The 20,574-nt window shown below is 48.2% G+C and carries 19 protein-coding genes; 2 read left to right on the top strand and 17 right to left on the bottom strand.

All coding sequences use genetic code 11. The features are described 5' to 3' along the window. Positions 1 to 54 precede the first annotated feature (54 nt). The 15 genes from IC229_RS10525 to IC229_RS10455 form a co-directional block, all read right to left on the bottom strand. On the bottom strand, positions 55 to 1,830 hold the full coding sequence (locus IC229_RS10525) for a type VI secretion system Vgr family protein (RefSeq protein ID WP_190886925.1): 1,776 nt from the start codon (positions 1,828 to 1,830) through the stop codon (positions 55 to 57). A 3-nt stretch (positions 1,831 to 1,833) separates the two neighbouring features. Further along, positions 1,834 to 2,340, bottom strand: coding sequence for a type VI secretion system tube protein TssD (gene tssD / locus IC229_RS10520; RefSeq protein ID WP_190886924.1), 507 nt, complete (start codon positions 2,338 to 2,340; stop codon positions 1,834 to 1,836). An 89-nt stretch (positions 2,341 to 2,429) separates the two neighbouring features. Beyond that, a complete protein-coding gene (gene tssD / locus IC229_RS10515) occupies positions 2,430 to 2,801 on the bottom strand; it encodes a type VI secretion system tube protein TssD (protein WP_190886923.1) in 372 nt (123 codons plus the stop codon). 75 nt (positions 2,802 to 2,876) lie between these two features. Then, a complete protein-coding gene (gene tssD, locus IC229_RS10510) occupies positions 2,877 to 3,413 on the bottom strand; it encodes a type VI secretion system tube protein TssD (protein WP_190886922.1) in 537 nt (178 codons plus the stop codon). A 27-nt stretch (positions 3,414 to 3,440) separates the two neighbouring features. Beyond that, a complete protein-coding gene (gene tssD, locus IC229_RS10505; RefSeq protein ID WP_190886921.1) occupies positions 3,441 to 3,827 on the bottom strand; it encodes a type VI secretion system tube protein TssD in 387 nt (128 codons plus the stop codon). A gap of 32 nt (positions 3,828 to 3,859) precedes the next feature. Beyond that, positions 3,860 to 5,221 carry a DUF5458 family protein gene (locus IC229_RS10500; RefSeq protein WP_190886920.1) on the bottom strand — a complete coding sequence of 454 codons (1,362 nt, stop codon included), beginning with the start codon at positions 5,219 to 5,221 and terminating at the stop codon, positions 3,860 to 3,862. 71 nt (positions 5,222 to 5,292) lie between these two features. Beyond that, positions 5,293 to 5,739, bottom strand: a complete 447-nt coding sequence (locus tag IC229_RS10495) for a hypothetical protein (protein WP_190886919.1) — start codon at positions 5,737 to 5,739, stop codon at positions 5,293 to 5,295. Positions 5,740 to 5,789: 50 nt separating this feature from the next. Next, a complete protein-coding gene (locus IC229_RS10490) occupies positions 5,790 to 6,092 on the bottom strand; it encodes a PAAR domain-containing protein (RefSeq protein ID WP_190886918.1) in 303 nt (100 codons plus the stop codon). Positions 6,093 to 6,095: 3 nt separating this feature from the next. Continuing rightward, on the bottom strand, positions 6,096 to 8,627 hold the full coding sequence (locus IC229_RS10485; RefSeq protein WP_190886917.1) for an ATP-dependent Clp protease ATP-binding subunit: 2,532 nt from the start codon (positions 8,625 to 8,627) through the stop codon (positions 6,096 to 6,098). A gap of 41 nt (positions 8,628 to 8,668) precedes the next feature. Next, positions 8,669 to 9,601 (bottom strand): hypothetical protein, encoded by a 933-nt coding sequence (locus tag IC229_RS10480; RefSeq protein WP_190886916.1) that lies wholly within the window; start codon positions 9,599 to 9,601, stop codon positions 8,669 to 8,671. 130 nt (positions 9,602 to 9,731) lie between these two features. Next, the gene (locus IC229_RS10475) at positions 9,732 to 10,889 is read right to left on the bottom strand and encodes a hypothetical protein (protein ID WP_190886915.1); all 1,158 of its coding nucleotides are present in this window, start codon (positions 10,887 to 10,889) and stop codon (positions 9,732 to 9,734) included. Between the two features lie 74 nt (positions 10,890 to 10,963). Then, on the bottom strand, positions 10,964 to 11,896 hold the full coding sequence (locus IC229_RS10470) for a hypothetical protein (protein WP_190886914.1): 933 nt from the start codon (positions 11,894 to 11,896) through the stop codon (positions 10,964 to 10,966). Between the two features lie 81 nt (positions 11,897 to 11,977). Beyond that, positions 11,978 to 13,852 (bottom strand): type VI secretion system baseplate subunit TssF, encoded by a 1,875-nt coding sequence (locus IC229_RS10465; RefSeq protein WP_190886913.1) that lies wholly within the window; start codon positions 13,850 to 13,852, stop codon positions 11,978 to 11,980. A gap of 98 nt (positions 13,853 to 13,950) precedes the next feature. After that, the gene (locus IC229_RS10460; RefSeq protein ID WP_190886912.1) at positions 13,951 to 14,382 is read right to left on the bottom strand and encodes a GPW/gp25 family protein; all 432 of its coding nucleotides are present in this window, start codon (positions 14,380 to 14,382) and stop codon (positions 13,951 to 13,953) included. 14 nt (positions 14,383 to 14,396) lie between these two features. Then, positions 14,397 to 15,317 carry a hypothetical protein gene (locus IC229_RS10455; RefSeq protein ID WP_190886911.1) on the bottom strand — a complete coding sequence of 307 codons (921 nt, stop codon included), beginning with the start codon at positions 15,315 to 15,317 and terminating at the stop codon, positions 14,397 to 14,399. 551 nt (positions 15,318 to 15,868) lie between these two features. Between IC229_RS10455 and IC229_RS10450 the strand changes: the two genes are divergently transcribed. Together IC229_RS10450 and IC229_RS10445 are read left to right on the top strand one after the other, a co-directional pair. Further along, a complete protein-coding gene (locus IC229_RS10450) occupies positions 15,869 to 16,831 on the top strand; it encodes a hypothetical protein (protein ID WP_190886910.1) in 963 nt (320 codons plus the stop codon). Positions 16,832 to 16,950: 119 nt separating this feature from the next. Then, positions 16,951 to 17,883, top strand: a complete 933-nt coding sequence (locus tag IC229_RS10445; protein ID WP_190886909.1) for a Kelch repeat-containing protein — start codon at positions 16,951 to 16,953, stop codon at positions 17,881 to 17,883. A 3-nt stretch (positions 17,884 to 17,886) separates the two neighbouring features. On the opposite strand, the gene IC229_RS10440 is transcribed toward IC229_RS10445, so the two are convergent. Together IC229_RS10440 and IC229_RS10435 are read right to left on the bottom strand one after the other, a co-directional pair. Further along, positions 17,887 to 18,717: a 3'-5' exonuclease gene (locus tag IC229_RS10440; protein WP_190886908.1), complete on the bottom strand. Its 831-nt coding sequence runs from the start codon at positions 18,715 to 18,717 to the stop codon at positions 17,887 to 17,889. Between the two features lie 196 nt (positions 18,718 to 18,913). After that, positions 18,914 to 20,491 (bottom strand): FAD-dependent oxidoreductase, encoded by a 1,578-nt coding sequence (locus IC229_RS10435; RefSeq protein ID WP_190886907.1) that lies wholly within the window; start codon positions 20,489 to 20,491, stop codon positions 18,914 to 18,916. Positions 20,492 to 20,574: the final 83 nt, after the last annotated feature.

The raw sequence follows: 20,574 nt of genomic DNA, 5'->3' as shown, positions 1-20,574 counted from the left end.
CCGGGCGACTCAGATTTTTCACACCCGGACGTGGACGTCCAGACGACAATTTCCCTAGTTTAGCATAATCACTCCACCTTTGACTTCCACCATGGCACTGCCGTTGAGCGACAGTTGTGCATTGGCTTTTATTTCGGCAGTGGCATCGGCTTCGGCTTTGACCTGAGCACCCTTGATTTCGACGTTGGCTGTGCCTTCAATTTTTACGCTGTTTGTCGCTTTTAATTCGATGTTGTTCATAGCCTCCATCTTGATATCGTTCTGAGCTTTTACCTCAATATCTTTCCCTTCAATGTGAATCAGGCCCTGCGTTTCGATGGTAATTTTACCATCACCATCAAAGGAGAGCAGTACGCGCGTATCGGTTTTGTTGACGTTGGTCAGTTCAATTTTCTGTTCGCCATCTTTGTCATATAGGCTAATCTTATTGCCGCCTTTTGTCTGGATGGTTTTCTGTACGTTATCGCGATACGTGTAATCGACATCGTTATTTTTTGGGTAAAGGCTTGTCAATACGTAGGGATATTCGGCCAGGTTCGACTCGTAGGCGATCATGACCTGAGCATCGATTTCCGGCACAAACAGCATTCCTTCGCCATCAGAGGTGTAGGTATGGGCCACTCGCAACCAGTCGGACTGTTTGTCCTGGCCAGGCCACATAAATTCTACTTTTACACGGCCTAGTTTATCAGGATCTTCATTATCAATCACTTTGGCCAATTCGGGTTGGCCAATTGGCAACCGATACGTTGGATTTGGCGGTGGATACGTAACGGAATCAGGAACGGCCCGGAACGTATTGGCGTAATTTCCGCTGCTATCCAGCGAGTGTGATACGTGTGTAACCCGATAGCTTCCAAAGTTTTCTTCGGACGTACCACGCTCGGTGATACGTGTCCCTTTTACAGAAATAACCGTTCCGACCGATACGTCCGGATTTTCACCAAATCCCTGAAAATCAACTAGCCGGCTGGCATCCATCGCTTTCTGCGTTTTCGCGACTTCATCCAGTTCGCTTTGTCCATACACGAGTTTGGGCAGCGGTACTTGTGACTCCTGACTGAACATTTTCTCGGATTCATCCAACGTAAAATCGCCCCACTGACCCAGGCCACTCACCTGCTGATCTTTGGAGTGACTTTCGTAGGTACGGTCGGCGATGTAGTCGTAGCGGGTATAGAGAAATTTGGCGGGTTTCAGTCGCAAACTCATGGCAAACGTCTGCATGCCATCGACCAGGAAGTCTACTTTATTATCGTCGGGTTTGCCGAAAATTAGTTGCTGCCCGTCGTAGAAACACCATTCACCATATTCGGCAGCCAGCCGCGCCAGAAACTCAAAGGCCGTTTCGTCGTACTGAACGACGTATTTCAGGGGGTCGGTATGCTTCGGTTTAACCGAACGTTTCAGCAGATTGCTCGGATACGGACTCAACACTTTATCGACAATATCGCTGATCGAGCATTGCAGAAAAGATCGACGTAATCGACTGTCTTCCAACAGAATAGTCAGACCGTATCCTTTCAATAAAAAAACATTGGACATGTCGCTGGTGTTTTTCAGCGCCAGTTCGGTAATGATGCCTTTGAATTTGAAATCGAAAGAGCCTTTTTCGAGTAGCGGCTCGAATGAAAACTGAATGGTTTTGCCGATTACGTTCCGGTGCGACTCATGAAAGAATAGCTCGTTGCGGTCTTCCAGTTCTTCAAACGGCACGGCAAGTTCAAACTGATGGTGGCCGAACAAATCCTGCTCAATGGTGAGCCCCGAAACCTGTTTCAGTTCCTTCCCGCCTTCCAGTTCTACGTGGGTAATGACCTGTTTGGCCATTCGTTAAGTGTTTTGGTGATCAATACCGTCGAGTTTGATCTTTCCGGCTGATAATCGCAAAAGAATACAATTACTGACACGGGTTCGGTTGGCAAACCGGAGTATAGTATTCGTATTGTTAACTAACCGCTCAAGCATCAGATTTTCCTTAACGATATCGGTAGCTATGTTTGCGTTAATGGCTTCCATAACACCATCTAAATCATCTATATAGCGCGATGCCATAAATTCGAAGTACAGTGTGGCGTAAGCTTCTTTAAATTCGAGTTTTTGCAGTGTTGACTGTTGGTCGATACGGTCAAATTTTATTTCACCATCTTTTTTTGTGGTAGGACCGGTTGCCCAGTCGCCTAACATATCGTCGTCAGTACCGTCCAGTATCATAATTATCACTCCTCCACGCACACCTGACGTGGCCCGCCCCTTCTCGTATTTCTGCGACAGCGTATGGGTGCACTGCAACACATTGAACTCTTTACCTTCTACCGTTAATGTGGCCTTGAATGACATAGCTGAATACGTTTTGTTGACCAGTTTTAATTTTCGGGTTTCAGGTTGGCGAATATGTCACCCAACCTGAAACCCGAAAATTCTTCAGTTTATACCCGTAGCGTTGCCTTATTAATAGTAAGTTCTCCGCCAACTATATAAATCGTTGTGTTCAGGTAATCCATATCCGCAAAAAATTCATCCTGATAGTTTATACAATAGGCCTTTTTAAACTCGATTTCTTTAAACGTAGCCGATTCGTCGATACGGCTCAGGATAACCTTTCCATCTTTCTGCATATGGGGGTCAATCATCCAGTTTTTAATGGCGCTATCATCCATAGCGTCTAAGCTCAAAGACAACCCCCAGCCAGGGCGGGAGGAAGGTTGCCCCCGATCATTTTCGTTACGCATGATACGTAGCAACATCCAGATTATATTATACGCCGTTCCATCGACGTTCAAGGTTCCCTCAAAAGACATATAAAAAGCGTTTGATACGTTTAAAAGAATCCGCAATGATCGTATTGAAATTCATTGCGGATTCTTTTAAACTGACTATTTCCCCCACAGATTTTGGTGTTCTATATCCCGGATTCTGATTTTCTCACAGGAGAGTGAAAAAAATATGCAGAAAGCGTTTCCGGTACGTCGCTGGAAGTCGCGTGTTTTCCGATAGGCACTCATTAAAGGCTGGAAATCACCCGCCTTTTCACGAGCCTGATTGTATACCAACATGCCCAGGTTACTTTCCCCTTCGTCGACAGAGACTCGGTTGAACTCGTTCTGGATATCGTTACTGTAGACAAAACTTTCAGATATGTCGGTAACAAACGCTTTTTCGAACGCATATTCCACGAACGTCGACTGCTGATCGGTTTGCATTACTTTTAACTTCCCGCTTTCCATCCGGGTCTGGTCGCAAACCCATTCAAAAAAAAGGTCGTTTCCCCCTTCCGCGATGATAAAAATATCGCCGGTAAATACGCTCGAAGCTGGCTTTCCCTGGTTATCGTGCCCCTGTGAAAGACTTATATAAAATTCAAACACGGGTATATCATTTCCAGCGACGGATAAGGTTGCATCGTATGCCATGACTAGTTGGTTTAAAGCCGTGAATAATTATTTCCACTCATATTTTAAGGTCGCATTCCCATTTGTCACTTCCTGACCGGCTACCAGCAAATCAGTCACCATGAACATAGCATCTCCCACAAACGATTCTTTCATGCCATAGCAATATGCCTTTTTCAGTTCCCACTGCTTCAACACTGAATCGTCTTCAATATTGCGATACTTAACCGTTACGTCCTTCTGACTTTTAGGGTCTATCATCCACTGCGTAAAGGTGTTATCTTCGGCAGTATCGAGGGCCACAAGCACACGCCAGCTCGTTGACGAAGCGGGTCTACCATTAGCATCCCGTTTTCGGGTAGCTGTAAAAAAGAGTCGTTTTATCGGAAGAGGGTCTCCACCATCTATTTCCAATTCAGCACGATATGAAGCCATGATGTATCTATGTTAAAAGGTGTAAGAATTGATTATTGCTGGTTATAATCGGCTCGCCACTGGGCCGTATCGGGGTCGTCGCCCTTCTGCCCGTCGAGTTTAAGCAGGAACGTTTTAGCCGGAAAATACGGCACCATATGGATGTCGAGGTAAATGCGGTCTTTCTGCTGCGGGTCCTGCTCGAAACGTAGCAATTTGAACTTCTCGATGAGTTTACCCGGTCCCGTTACGCTATCCAGGAACTTAACAATCTGCTTCTGAATGTCGGTACGTGTGTTAAAATTGAAATTCTCGAACGCCCGGCGGTTCAGGAAGTCAATCAACACCTTTGTGATATAATCGAAGACACGTACCACCGAATACGTCTGAAGCCCAAGATTGTCGCCGTTGAAAAGCGTTTTGGCCGAGAACGGCATCACCTTTCCGTATTCGTTGACCATCGGAATCAGACCCATTTTTTCCAACGTAGCGATTTCGCTTTTCTTCAGCGGAAACCGCACACCATCGGCTTCATTGAGTGCTCCATGCTTGCGGCCAGCCGATACCTGCGACATGACAGTAGCATAGAGTTTTCCTGCCAGCGCGCCCGACCCTGGTACGTAGAGGTCCTCTTCTTCTCCTACGTCCTGATGGCGACCACGTCCGGCCAGCCAGTTGCAGGTCATCATTACGTTCGAAAGGTAAGCATCCCCCCCCGTCAAATCAGCCGATTCGAAAAGGTCTACTACGTCGTCCGGTGCGTCGAGGTGCTGAAAATCCGTCACCATCATCACCTTGTTTTTATGCGCTATCTGCGCCCACTTATCCACTACCTTTTTCTTACCCAGATAGCCAGGCATAACCAGTAATGAATAACTGTCGCGCAGGTCGAGACGGTCGTAGTTGCGGGCAAACTCTTCGGCCACAGCATCAATGAACAACGTATTGTCGAGGTCGGTCATCTGGTCCGGCTCAGCATTCATGATGTTGACGTTCTTCACTTTATCCTGATCGGTGTTTGCATAGAAACTAGCTACCGACCGGTACGACTGCTCCAGTCCACGACTAGCCTCAAACGCCCGACGTAAGTTTTCGGACAGAAGCGTCTGAGCGCCATCGGCTTTTTCCTGTGCCGTCTGCACCAGATCTGCTACGTTATCGGCCCCGGTCAGCAATTCGAGCATCAGGTTGAGCCGCTTTTTCAGTTCGCTACGTTCATGTTCTTTGCCCTGTTCAGTCAGAAATATTTTTTTACGGGCTTTTTTCTCCGGATTCAGGTTCTGAACGCCCTCAATCGTAGTTTCTAGAATGGCAAAGCCACCGTATTTAGCCAGTTTAGTAGTACTCGCGTCAAGCGAGGGTATATCTTCAGCGAATTTTTCGCCTGTTTTTAATGGTTTGTCCTGAGCTTCCATATTTTGATGTTTCGGGTTCTAAACTCCATGTGTCAAATTCCAAGTCGCTGTTGCAAAAACATGGAACAGTTTTATTGTACCTCTTCCAGTTCGCGGATCATGGCCTGAATGGCTGCTACGTAAGCGGCTTTCCCATCGGGATTTTCGAGCATTGTTTTCAGAATTTTGTTCGACTTCAGTTGCCGGACGTATCGCTGAAAATCTTCGAAGGTCATGTTCAGTTGCTGTAGGTATTCGCTTTGGGCAATGACGCCTTTTTTACCAAAATCGGCGAGCGAGTTAAAGCGCAGGGTTTCGCTGATGGTGCTTCCGTCTTCAGTGTCGAATTCCACTTCCTGTTCGGGCCGGAAATGGGCAAACACTTCGCCCACTGTTTTGAGTCCTTCAACTACTTCCGGACGAACTGGAGGATCAGACGTTAATTTCTCAATGAGCAGGGTTTTGTTCTGGGGGATGTCAACGATACTCTCGCTGACGTTGAGCTTACGCTCCTGTCCACCAATTCCATAGTCGAACATAATCTATTAGTTAAGTGGTTATAAATTAATACGTTGTGTAGTTTCAGCTTTTACCCTCCGATCATTACGGTGGGGAAACCCGCTACGATGCTACCTCCGTGAGCCGTCGTATCACCCAGGCGAGCGGCTGGTTTTCCGCCGATCATCACCGTAGCAGACCCTTTTACAATCACGTCGGGAGGGCCGACACAGACACACATATCGCCCATGACGGCTGCGGGTATACCGCCAATGAGCACCGTCGGCATACCCGGTCCCGTAATAGGGCCACCAACGTGCGGAATGGGAACAACGGCGGGCGTTTGCATCGGGCAAACGTGCATATCTGTTAATCGAGCGGCTGGTTGTCCCATAGCTTAGGCGGGTTGAGCCGATACGTCGGCGGGTTGTTTAGTTTCTTCGTGGGTAATCGACCAAATCAATTCGTCATTTTCCAGCCCGACATGAATCGTCGTTCCCTTCGTAACCTCGCCCCCAACAATCATCCGCGAAATTGGGCGACGTAGTTGATTCCGAATCACGCCTTTTAGCTGCCGGGCGCCGTATTGGGGCGTAAATCCTGAAAGTGCCAGATGCCGCCGTACGTCGGGCGTTAAATCGAGTGTAATGCCTTGTTTGACCAGTTGGTCGGTCAGGCCACGCAGGTGCAGGTTAAAAATTCGAACAGCGTTTTCTTCCGAAATCGGCGCAAAAGGCACAATCTCTGTCAGACGCGCCAAAAACTCTGGTCGGAAGTGGCGACTCATGGTTTCCATCAATTCTGTATTGGAAGGAATTTTTCCTTCACCAAAACGCTGGATAACCAATTGACTGCCAATGTTCGATGTGAATAGTACAACGGCGTCCGAGAAGTCGCCTTCTTTGCCGAGCCGGTCGTGCAGACGGCCTTCGTCCAGAATTTGCAGAAAGATGTCGAATACCGATGGGTGTGCTTTTTCAATTTCATCGAAGAGCACGACCGAGTAGGGTTTCTCGCGGATTTTGTTCACCAGCAAACCGCCTTCCTCGTACCCAACGTAGCCCGGAGGAGCGCCGTACAGTAAAGCCGCCGAATGCTCCTCCTTGAACTCCGACATGTCGAACCGAATTAGAAACGACTCATCGTTGAACAGAAAATCGGCCAGGGATTTCGCTAGTTCGGTTTTCCCGGTTCCGGTTGGTCCCAGCAGGAAGAAAGATCCAATGGGTTGTCCTGCTTTCGTCAAACCGGAACGTGCTTCCAGAATAGCATCGGCCACGGCCTTCACGGCATGATCCTGACCGATGACCCGTTGTTTCAATATTTCATCCATCGCCAGCAATTTGTCGCGCTCCTGACTTTGAATTTTACCCAGCGGAATACCGGTTTTATGAGAAATCACAGCCGCTACGTCGTGGCGGTCCACAGTAGTCTTGGCCGTCGTTGTCAGGTCAGAAAGTCGACGTAACGTTTCGCGAATATGATCCGTCAGGCCCGATGCTGATTCAAAAGGATCCTCCTTCGATTCTTCATCTGCTACGTCATCCGCACTTAAATTTGCCAGCAGAATCGGGCTGATTTTGGCTTCCAGTTCCTGATACAGATAACGCAGTTCACGTAGCGTATCCGTATTTGTAGACACTAGCTGATCAAGTTGCTCCGTCAGTTGCGTCACCTCCGCAGGAGTACGTTCGCTGATCATACGTACCGCCGACAACGTTCGGTCAAGCAGATCGACGGCGGCATCGGGTAAGCGTCGATTTCGGCTGTAGCGTTTGGCCAGAATAACCGCTTCGGCCACAGCATCGGTCCCAACGGTAAGCTGATGGTGATTTTCGTAGAATGGCACCAGGCGCTGCGCCATTCGAATGGCCGTATCGACATCGGGTTCCTCCACACGTAGCACATCGAACCGGCGACTAAAAGCTTCATCGGTTTCAATGTATTTCCGGTATTCGTCCAACGTAGTAGCGCCAATAACCGTCAGGTTTCCTTTGGCAAGTTCAGGTTTGAGCAGGTTCGCTACGCCCGTACCCAACGGTCCCCGACTATCGAGAAGCTGATGAATTTCGTCGATGAACAGAATGATTTTAGCATCCTGCTTCAACTCCTTCAAAATGCTCTTAAGCCGATCCTCTACCTCGCCTTTGTAAGACGCTCCAGCGACCAGTGCGCCCAAGTCAAGTTCAAGCAGGCGGGCATTTTTCAAATGATCAGGAACTTGCCGAGCTACAATGTTTAACGCAAAACCATCGGCCAACGCTGTTTTCCCAACACCCGGTTCGCCCACTAGAATAACGTTCGGTTTGGTACGTCTCCCCAGCGTTTCGGTCATCATCCGCACTTCTCGGTCACGACCCAGAATAGGATCTAAACGACCTTCAGCAGCCATCGCCGTTTTGTCGACGCAGTAACGTAGCAACGCCTGCCCAGCTGCCCCTGACGATACGTTGGCTGGACGCTGACCACTCTCCTTACTCTCAGGCGCAACGGCGGTTTGCACGTCGGCGTCGGCCAGAGCTGCCTGCATGAGTTCAGCCTGGGTCAGCGGAAAACTTTTTAATTGTTCGGCCGTGAAACCAACGCCCGGTTTGAGCAGAGCCGCCAGCACACAAACCGGATCGGTTTGGGATTTTCCTAACTGCAAGGCTACCAGGTCGGCCAGTTCCATCGCCGTTTTCACCAGTTCATCACCCGGCGGATTGGTGGACAGACGACTTGATTTCGGACTGGCTTCAATACGTACCTCTGCCCACTCACGCAGGTACGGTACGTCCTGTCCGAGAACACCCAGCCAGGATGCCAGCCCTATCTCATTGTGCAACAGCCCCATAAGCAAATGAGCCGGTGCAAACATTTCGTTCTGGTACTCCTTCGAAAGGGCCTGAGCAATCTGAATCGCCCGTTTTACGTCTTCCGTGTATGCCATCGGAGTAAGGAATTTAGGAATTGGTCATGGGTTATCAATAATCAATCAGAGCCTAACCGACGGAGTTTGGCATTGATGGCCGTGATACGTTGCTGAGCATCGGGCCGAGTATTTTTTTCAAGCGTTTCGACAGCAAATTCATAGAGCGGCCGTCGCCAGAGTGGTGGTCGGTTGGTAGCATCCGCTTTTTTCTCGCAACGGTCTACGATATCCATTTCAACATCAGACCGCGAAACACCCGCTACCGTCGGAGCAGCTACCGTTGGCGCAGGGGCACTGCCAGCCGCTTTAAGCTGTGCCGTTAGTTCATTGATACGACTTTGGGCGTCAACCATTTTCCTTGTGCACTCCTGAAACTGAGACAAATAATTTGGGCCTCCTCCCCCCGATGGCGCGGCAGCAGGAGCTGCGGCAGGGGCTGCTGCCGTTTTTGCGGCCAGTAGTTTCAGCATTTCATTTTCCTGCCGAGCCTGAAGAAGGGCCGCCGTCAGCTTGTCAATCTGGCTGGCATCAATGCCTTTTTTCTCCATCACATCGCGCAGATAGCTAATGTTATTGCGATACGTCAGCACAGCATCGTACGCACTGATGAGGCCACTCGATAGTTGTTTATTGGTAGGTTGTAGCTGAGCTGTATCGGCTTTTAAGCCATTTACCTGCTGCTGAAGACCGTTTTCAAGGCTCGAAAGCTGCGTTTTCAGGCTTCCTCTTTCAATATCAGTCGCCTTCAGATACGCCTGATCGGTGGTTTGTATGTTTTTGATATTAGCCGTTACCGCGTCCATCGGCTTCATCAGTTTCTGGTTTTGTTCGGCGAGGGTTTCGGTAAGTCGGGCGTTTTCCTGCTTCAATACGTAGTTGGGAGCGCTGAAAAGCAGATATACCGCCAGTACTGGTACACTGAGTGACAGGCAGTAAACGCCCATAAATCGACTGAAAGCCTGCTGCCGTTCGGGTTTATTGAGTGGTTCCATAGATAGAGGGTTACTATTTTAAATTCCAGGTTTCAAGTTGACTGACTACGGTAACAGGAAACCAGAAACTTAAGAAGTCAATGTTAAGGTATTTTCAAACAGATACTTACGTTCACTTATTTAGCGGTAATTACCCAAGTGGGCTCCAGCGCGAACGAGGTTTTTCGGGTGGCGTTTCCTTTACTTCATGCTCAATAATGAAGACGTTTTGTCCCTTCCGTTTGCCGATAAAATCCAACTGAGCCAGTTTGTAGAATACGTTTGACAAGGTTCGGTAAAGCATTTCGACTTCGGTAAGCAGCTTTGTTAGCTCAGTATGTTCATACGGTAGCTGTAACGTAGCGTTGAGCTGCGCTTCGAGCGCGCCCGGCGTCAGGTCGGCCCACTCGCTGATGTACCCCACAAATTCCTCACGCTCACGACCACTCAGCATGGTCATCACCACGCGGATGGCCTGTACTGGCCGCATGAGCAGTTCCATCATCTGGATAGGGGGTTCGTACGGAATGATCCAGCTATAGCGCGTACTGATGTCGCCCAACGTAAAAGCCAGCCGCTCAGCCATCAATAAGGTGCTGTTCTGAAGCGGATTTTTCAGGTCACGTTCCTTACTCTTCTGCAAAATTTTATACGCATTAGTTTCCAGCGATTCGAGGTGTTTACCAAATTGCTGATACCATTGCTGGAGCTTCGGCAAACTATGAATCGAGGTGCAGGCGGGCAGATAATCCGTATCCTGCTGCACTTCACCGTTCCCATATCGTACCCGCCCGATAATCAGTTGATAATTCAATTCGCCCGGACGTACCTGCCCCGAAGGCACTACGTTGAGTTGATAATTGGGTCGGGTATACGGATGACGCGGAGGTGTTTCGGTCAGAACAGGCTCGCCGGCAGGAACTCGTTTAAAGGGGTCGACTGTGAGTACTACGTCGAATGTCTGCGGTTTGCCGGTTTGTAAGCCATACGTCTCGGCCAGAGCCGCAAACGACGTAGTGCAGGTAATACCTTCGGCTGGATTATGGTAATCGATACGTCCGCCGTGGGGCGTAATGCCGCGACAGCTTCGAAGATGTACCCGAATTTGCTGATTGAAATCACACTGAACCTGCATATCAAGCGCACCTTCGGCGGGCAGGATTCCATACCGAAATCGGGATAGTCCGAGCGAGTTACTATCACGCAGTTGATCATGCATGAAGTTCTCCCACTCGGTGAAGTGCCGCCGGGCGATTTTCATGCCGTCAATCCAGTTTACTGGCAGGTAGGTGAGATCAGGAATAGTCATAAGAGAGTGGTTATTAGTTAAATATAGGATATATGATGTAATTCACGCGTAAGTAATATATCCTACATCATACCTCATACATACGTATTAAAATCCAGTCGACCGAATTGGTCATTATCTTCCAATAAAAAAGCATCCTCAATAGCCGACGTATCAAGCTCCAGTCGAAAATTCACATCCAACGGGACTAGATAGCCGCTTAGCCATTCAATGAACTGACGTCCGGGTTGCCCTGGCAAATAGTTTGCGATACGTTCGTTTTGGTCGATACGTATCGTTAGGCATAATGTAGGTTCATCGTTGGGTAGCCATCCATCGAACAGCGACGTTTCGCCTAGCTCCCACTGCCCCAGCGGTGCTACGTCGGCTTGAATCAACGTACCGCCTGCTACGTCGAATGCCAGACTTACCCGCTCCTCGATTAATTCCTCAAAACAGGCTGTCATGGCATTCAGGTCTCCAGCCAGTTGATGCATGAGTGGGATCAGCAACAGCAAACGTTTTTTCTGAATCGGCGTCAGAAACGATGGGAGCGTCCAGAAACGCTCCATCAGCTCATCGGGAATATTGTCGGCCGTATTCAGAAACTGGCGCTCTTCCTGCTCAATCCGGACGCGTTGCCGCAGAAACTCCTGTTCAATTGGCAGAAAAAATCGACGTGAGGCTTCTTCCCGCTGACGCTGAATGTCCATTTCACGCAACACTTCTTCCTTATCAGTAAGTGTCTTGCCGGTGGTTGGCTGGTGAAAAACCCCTTCGGGCAACAGGTCATACAGCCCACTACGATTCAGGTTAATTTGCAACCACCGCTGCGCCTTTCGCTGTGATTCGATCCATTCGGTACTATCAATGTCGCGTCCAAAAGCTCGTTTATGAGGACCAATTGGATTCAGAATCAGTTCATCGAACGAAATTCCATCGTCAAGCATGTCAGCCAGCATCACCTCGGCCCTTAGGTCAAACGGCAGGTGTTTCAGGCGTTCAGCGTAGTTGTTCAGGAGTTCCATCAAGCTCAATTTTAGTGATGAGCGATGAGTTTGCTGACGCACTTAATAATTGCTGGTGTCAACCAACTCATCGCTCATTCTTCATTTTACATTTTCCACAATAACCTGATAAGGCAGGGCAGATACTGACTGCGCTTCCAAATTCAACTGTAGTAAACGGGCCTGTTGCGCCCAGTCGACAGACGAATAATTACTACCTGTCGACGGTTGAAGTTCTACCCGAATGCATCGTTCAAATCCACTTGTTGGGGAGGCACTTACGCGAAATGCCCGCTCAACCCGCACCGATTGGAGGTGTGTCCCAAGTTCGGCCTGACATACTGCCTTTACGTCTTCAGGAGTCACGATTCGGTTGCGCGTCAGCAACGACCGTTTATACTGCGTAATTTTCTCCGAATCTTTGGGCCGTTCACGACCGCCAACTGTAGGTGTCACTAAAAACCCTGATTCGGGCCGGAGAGATGTATCAGCGTATGGCCTGAGTTTACTATTGGCCGGGAGCCGGTTAGCCGCTTCGCCATCGCACGTCCAATACTCGATAAAAACGGTATCGCCAACCTGTTTTGGTCTGATAATGAGATACGGAATAGAATCTCGTTTCCTGGTTTTCTGGTCTACCTTCGCTTCGAGCCGGGCCAGCGCCTGATTCAATTCGCGAATGACCGACGACAGAAAATCTTCGCCCAGTGCCGCAAATGAAGCACTTTCGTCGCGTAACAAATCCAGGAGGTTGGTTAGCGCCTGACGCGCATCCCGGTCATCGAATCGACTCACGCCATATTGCACGGAATAGCTGTCGGTATCCAGATCGGTCAGATTGCCTAAAGGCGTAGACGTGAGTTGCCGGTTTTGGCTGGTACGAACTTCGCGAATGGATAAAAAACAGCGGTCTGTTTCGAGCGGAATAATATTGAGATTCTGCTGAAGCCGATACGTAATGCGGTGGAGTCGTCGATTAACGACCGGAAAGCAGTTGATTCCGCAAAAAACACCCGATAGTGCCTCCTGACTAATGGTGTAGGGCAGTTGCAGCTCAATCCACCAGATCGAATCACGCATTGGTTTCAGGTCACGTTCCGAAAACCACTGTCCAAACACGGCCGGATACGGCTTTCGATGCCCACTTAGCGACTGAAGCGACGGGGCGGCTTCGACGGTAATAAAGTGACGGTCAAAAGCAGCAGCAGCCTGCTTCTCCACTTTGTACATTACGTTGAACTCGTTGTCAATCAGTGACTGTCCTGTCGATGCTTGGTCCCTAGATGATCCTGTACGTAGCGTCAGCGGTTGCTCGGCCAGTTGCCACGTGCTGCCGACCAAAATAGCCTGCAGCCCATCCTGCCCTGCTTCCGTTGGCCAGTCAAAAAAGAAGGAGACCCCTTCAAGCGAGGTTACGCTTTCGTTTAGTTCCAGTCCCAGCCAAAGTGACTGATACGACTGTATAGATGCTGCTCCCTGACGCTGCGCCAACGGAACTTTCTGATTGGCTTCGTCAATTCGAAACAACGTATCATTAGTAGCAACGTAACGAATTGTTCCATCGACCAACGTAGCAGCACCAATGGGGGAAAAATAAACTTCCTGGCCTGTCGACGCTCCGCCTGAATCGGCCCGTCCCGCACTTACGCGTTTGTGCACCAGTTGCGTAGTCGTCGATACACGCGATTTTGGTTCAACGGAACGTACCTGCGCCACAGCAAAAGCAGGGCGTGCTACGTTCGGATCGGGGTGCAACACCTGCGCCAGCCGGTCGAGCAATCGAGTCTGCGTATTACCAATCTCAACTGCCACTCGCTCGAATTCAACGGCGCAAGCTTCGATCAGAAGAGCTACCAGCGGATCGAAACTATCCAGATCCGTCTCCGCGTAACCCCACAGGTCAGCCGCCCGACGTAGCATCCGGCTTTTAACACGATCGCGAGTAAAACCTTCTGAAAGTATATTTGAGGATGGCATGGGTTAAAAGTTCAAGGTTTCGGACAACGTAACAGATTGCTACGTTAGTCAACCTGATACGTTGATTTCGGAATTATACCGGTGGTCCGGCCGAAACATTATTCCGTTGAGAGGGGCGCTATATACAGGCTTCGCTGGAATGAAAACCGCTCGTTTGTACGGGCCAATACGCCATCAATCCAGATGGTAAGCTGACGTTTCACCCGGCGGTTAACTCGGCTTACCTGCATCTCCTGATCGGTCAGATCGACACGCACCCGCACCTGAGTCAGGCGATTTTCATACTGAGCAACCGAGGTTTCGATGGATTGGCGAATTGTCTCTTTCCACCGGCTATCCGACTGGCTCACAAAGTCTTCGTCCCATAAACTGCACCCGAATGTATCATCAAATCGTGACTCCTTGAAGTGAGTCGTCAACATAAGGTACAGGTTTTGGGCGATCGACTGCGGCAGGGAGCAAGTCGAATGAAGCTTACGCTGGACGATCTCATCTAAACGTAGCGGCAATGTATAATAGGACTGGGGCATAATGCTACGTTGATTCAGAATCGGAACAGGATACCAGCCCCCAAACCGACACTGTTCATGGCGACGGTATAACTAGGATTCTGATAGACGTCGGACCCCTCTTTTTTTGTCGTTATATATTCGCCCTCATCCCTATATTGGTTGAAATACGTAGTTTTAGTCGTTACGCCACTCTTGGTACTGGAAGACGTATATTTGGATTCTTTAGGTTGGAATGACTGGTTAATGGCCACTACTTCGGCAAAACCCCGCAAACTCTCGCCCAAACGGAATTGAATACCAATAGCCGCCTGATAACCAAGTGCTAATGAATTATCTGAATAGTCAGTCAGCGTTTCACCCGTTGTGGGTGCGCCCGCTGTGGGTGCGTTCAGACTGGTTTGAGCGGTCTTATACTCCATAACAATCCCCCCAACGATACCCAGCCGATTGTAGATATAATAGGCAGGACGGGACAAGGCTTTGAACGTAATGTTCGGCGTAATAGACAATACTCGCAGGTTGGTAGTTGTGGTGCTGGTATACGTATAATTAGAGCCTTTATAGCGGTTATCGGTTTTAAGTTCGGCACCAAATAGCATATCGGCATCAATACCGAGGTTAATAAAATCACTGACAATCACCCCAATGCCTGCACCTGCGCGTGGTCCGGCTCCTAATCCTTTAGAGTTAGTGGTAAACTGGGTATTTGTTCCCGTTGACGATTGCGAATAACTGGTTTCAATTCGAGAACCAGGCGTAAGCAAGCCGTAAAAGCCAAATAGTTTAATATAGAAAGGCGCTTCGACAGCTTTTGGTTTACGGGGCGATTTTACCGCTGTTGGGAGATTAACCGTTGGGTTGTCCGTGTTCAGGGCGATCATCGGTTGTGTCTGAGCGAACACAGTGCTGGTTGCCAGACTTAAAAACAGAGTGAGGTATCGATGAGTATTCATTTGGTTTGGTATTTAGCAAGGTTCGTTAAGCAGTTATTCTCTGGCTTCTTCGAGGCCATATCGGCCAGTATGGTCAAGATAATACCATGAACCCCATAGGAATCCACAGACTCTGACTATCATTACCAGAAGCAAAGTAAGCCATTAACCAAGCCGTGTCATAGCGTATAAATACGCGTCTGATCAAGCAAAAATCCGTGTTTTGCCGCCTGGTTAGTAAAAAGCCTTTCAGAAATGACGTATTACGGTGGGGTAATCTTACAGGCAATGTATGAATGCCTGTTCAATACGAACTGGCACGAAATAAACGCATAAATCGATTAGAAACAAGATTAAAAAACTCTCTACTATATTATTATTCAATTAGTTAACCATGTATAGCATTTGATAGATTTATTTATCCAGCAAGCCTTTAGTTGATATGTTTTTGCTTCTTTTTTGTACCGTTTACGAAGTGGTTCAGCCTACGTTTTTCTCCGCAGCTTATTTTTAACGTACAAGTATTGATCAGTAACTGCACCGTGTAATTCCTTACATATACTACGAAACTCATGCTGGAGGAATTAGTCAAGTCGATTGGTCGCATTTATAGCTTCGTGGCATCGTTGGTTGTTACCGGGCTGCTGGGCGTTGCTACCTGGGGTTGCTGGCAGTTTTATGAAGAATTCCGTTTAGATAATCAGTTTGCAAAGGAAGGCCAACGCCAGGTTGTACGTATCAGTGAAGTAGATACCAAGCAAAAATCCTGGCGTGACATACTGGGAAATGTCGATTATCTAACCTTTACGTTCCGGGGCAAAAGTTACACTACACGCTACGTTCTAAACAACCATTTTGTAAGCAAGGGCGATACGGTTCACCTGATTTATCACGAGCAATACGATGCGTTCCGACAACCGGTTCGCGCTGCTCAGGTGGCTCAAACTGCTCAAAAATCCCGGCTCGTCAGATGGTCAATCATACGTGAGTTTGGCAACGAAACCAATCTACTTCTGTTGTGCATCGTACTCGGTACGGCTTTCTTTTTCATGGCGTCAGGTCTTATCGCAACCGTTCTTCCCGTACCGGCACTTAAAACGACAGCCCGCATTGTTCTGGCAACTGAACTGGTCATTTTCGCAGCGTTCCTAACCTACGATACCTGGCGGTATTTTAACTATTACGATCAATTGAAAGAGCAGGGTCAATCCGTTTCGGTTCAGGTTCTCGATACGCGGAGTCGATCCATTGGCCGGAGTTCGAGTAGTTTCGACTGGTACGAGTACGAAGCAACCGTTCGCTTTCAGGAAAAAGTATGGATTATAGTTATCAGTGAACACGATTACAGCATTCTGAAGCCAAACGATACGTTACAGGCGCTTTACGAATCATCGATTAATGACCTCATGGCCGCTGACGCTCCCCGTGACTATCTACGCGTTTTGGCTCCGCTTCTTTTTGGGGTAATCGCGTTTGCCGTTCTTCGTTCAGTTGTAATGGATATATTTCCGGCTAAACCGAAAGCAATTCCCTAAAAAAGGGATTTTTACGCGTATCATTACCAGTAGTTATACGCTAAAATCCATAGATATTTACACTGAATTTTGCTTGATAAACTACTGAAACCCAACTCATACTCTAACTACTCTCAATCATGAAAGCGTTCTTTTTCGTGCTGCTTGTCCTTCTGATTGCTGGATGCAAGAAAAAAGAGGATTCAACTCCTGTTACTCCTGAAATAACTGTAAATGACATCGTCCTGACGCCGAAGCAACTTGGCGTACCCATTACTACATTCGATGCCGGAAATTACCCTATTCTATCCGTTCTGGTTGGGAATAGCATCTACTTCGGCAACTGGAGCAATACCGCTAAAGCACAGTTTATGGTACGATACAGTATCAGTTCAAATACATTTTCGTCGGCTTTGGCTAAATCCAGCAATGTTTGCGGTTGTGGCTATAGCAGCAGGCTGGTTTCCGACGGCACCAACATTTTTTACATTGCGAATGATGCTACCAAATACACGGCTTCGTCTAATACCTGGGCGAATATAACCTACCCAACAACAGCAAAAGACAATAATGGCGAGGCTGGTGTAGGCTATTATAATGGTAATATCTATTTCGTGGGTGGTCGTACTGCCAGTAATCTTTTCAAGTACTACACCATCAGTCAGGACAAGTGGTTTACGGCTCCAAATTATCCCTTTGCCACAAACAGAAGTCAAATAGTCGCTTATAAAGACCGTTTGTACGTATTAGGTGGCGAAAATGCGAAACGAAAAATTTCTTATTTCTCGACCACTTCAAACACCTGGACAACGTTACAGGATGCTACGTTCGATATAAACACTAGCTATGAAAGTACGTATGCAGCCGTATTGGGTGAATATCTGTATCTATTGCAGAATGATTCGATTTATGTTTATGATATTCAGAAAGATGTATGGGCTGCCCAACCCATTAAACTGGAAGGCCTGCCCAGCTACGGCAATTTGTTTTCCGACGGCCAGAAACTTTTCATAGCTGGTAAAAACACCGCCAACATACCTGTCGTGTTCGAGGTAACGCCTGGATTTAAATAAACGCTATCGCTTAACGGTGCTGTTCAGGCTGTTGCTGAACATACGTAATCGGATTTCGGTCAGTCGACGTTTGGTATCGAGCGGGAAGTCGCCTTTGAGTATCCAGTCGTAGAAAGAAGGCTCTTTTTTCAGTACGTCCATCACAGGGATGCCTTTGTGCTTGCCAAAGTTGAAAACTTCTTCGCCTTTGTCGTTGAGAATCATGCGCCCCGCCAGATCGACGTTCGTGTTGGCCGTCAGGCTGTGGAGCATATCGACATCATTTTCAAACACTACGTCCTGTCCGCTGTCGGTACGTCCCACCATGCCAACGTAGCGTTGCACCTGCGCATTGAGTACTTCAAGGGTTGCCAACGTATCAACTTCGGCACTGTGTGCACCAATCAGTTCTTTGCTGCAATAGAATTTATAAGCTGCCGACAGATTGCGCGGCTCCATCAGATGAAAAATCCGCTGGGCATCAACCTGGCGACGGTTTTTTAGATCAAAATCGACATTTGCCCGCAAAAACTCTTCGACCAACAGTGGTACGTCGAAACGATTGCTGTTAAATCCGGCCAGATCGCAGCCTTCCAGAAACTGAGCCAGTGTTCGGGCAACAGCCTTGAATGGGGGTGCATCTTTTACGTCTTCATCGTAAATACCGTGAATCATGCTCGATTCCAGCGGAATCGGCATACCCGGATTAACACGCTGATTTTTAGTGATAACATCGCCACCGGGCATGGCTTTCATGATGCAGATATCAATGATGCGGTCTTTAGCCGTATTTATTCCCGTTGTTTCGAGGTCGAAAAATGCGAGCGGCTTTTTGAGGAAAAGTTGATGCGTCATAACCAAACCGAATTTCGCACGGTCAGCCGCAAAGGTAAACAGGTTTCTGTGTAATCAGATAGCTACGTAGCGTGGATTCGATTTTGTCTGAACCGGTCTTTAGCTGATTTTAGGGTTTTCAGGATTTTGTTACGCTTTTCGAAACGTCTTATCAATAACAAAATCCTGAAAATCCCCAAATCAGCTAAATCCCGGTTCAGACAGTCAACTCCTTCACCCACTCTACTCCTTTCCGGGCATCCTCCACTGATGGCATCCTTCCTTCCTGCATCAATTCACGTATCGCGATGATATCCTGGTCGCGTTTCAGTCCGGCAGCAGCTTTAATCTGGTTATCCTGAACGTACAGAGCCAGGAAGTTGTCGTCATTCTCTGGGTCACCATCGTAAATAATGTCATCGATTTTCGTTGCGTGACCTACGTAATTGATACGTTTCCCCTGCTGATTAGTCCAGAAAAACGGAACAGACCGATACGGTTCTTCATTACCAGCCATATTTAACCCCGCTACATGTCCCTGTAAACCAGCCACTTTCCAGTGTTCGATACGTTGTAAACCATCATCCGTCGGATAATGAGCAATATCACCAGCCGCATAAAGCCCTTCAGCAATTTGCAGGAAACCATCCGTTTTAACACCTCCATCTTTTTCCAGAGCTATGTCTTTCAGAAAATCAGTACGTGGTTTAACGCCTAGCCCCACCAGTACGAAATCAGCGGGCAGTTTTTCGCCATTGTCGAGCACAACAGCGTTCACAGAACCATTGCCTTTGAATTGGTCAACTTTTCGACCCAGATGAAAACGGATGCCTTCTTTCTCGTGCCAACCCTGCATTACTCGGCCAATTTTTTCGCCCAGAATCTTTTCGAAAGGTACCTTTTCAAGCCCTACTACGTCGACCTCGCTACCTAGTTTTCTCAGACTCATGGCTCCCTCCAAGCCAATGAATGAGCTACCAATAATTACCACACGCTTACCTTGTTTGCCTAACTCACGTAATTTCTGACTGTCGTGCAGCGTCCGAAGTGGATAAACCCCTTCGAGTTCAGCCCCAGGAACTGGTAATACGTTTGGTTTACCGCCTGAGCAAACGAGCGCTTTGGTGTACGTCAACGTATCACCAGAAGCCAGTCCGATACGTTTGGCTGCCGGATCGAGCGACGTTACGTGTTGGCCGGTACGTATTTCGATGCCATAATCGGCGTAAAATTCATCGGTACGTAGCGGCATCCATTCATCAGGAGCTTTTCCCTGAAGATATTCTTTTGAGCAATTCGGGCGGTCGTATGGCGCTTCTCCGCTTTCGGTCAACATCACGATCTTACCCGTAAATCCACCTTCACGCAGGGCTTCAGCCGCAAACGCGCCCGCTCCTCCACTACCGATAATCACAAAGGTTTCAGGATTTTCCTCTTCTGGCGCAACCAGCGGGTTTTCCCGACTTGGTACATTCGAAGTTAAACGCACAAAAACCTGCTCATTTTCAATACGTACTTCGTGCGTGGTTAGCCCGTTTAAAGCTGGCGATTCGAGTCGTTGGCCGTTACGCACATCGAAACAGGCATTATGCCAGGGGCAGATAAGTCGGTTACCATGCAAAACACCTTTCGCCAATGGCCCCTCATAATGTGAACATTTAGGATGAAGCGCGTAAAATTGTCCATTGGCACGCGCCAATAATACGTCAGTATCCTCAACGCGAACCTCCCTGAGTTCACCATCGGCCATCTCATCAACCCGACAAACGGGCGATTCCGCATATTCAGCTATCATAGTGGTTCTGTTTACCTTATAAACCACGTAGCACCGACTATTGATTAATTGTTTTAGGGAATTGCTTTAATTGAGCTATATAC

This window comes from Spirosoma profusum (genome assembly GCF_014699005.1).
GTDB lineage: Bacteria > Bacteroidota > Bacteroidia > Cytophagales > Spirosomataceae > Spirosoma > Spirosoma profusum.
This window is presented reverse-complemented; position numbering and strand designations above follow the sequence as displayed.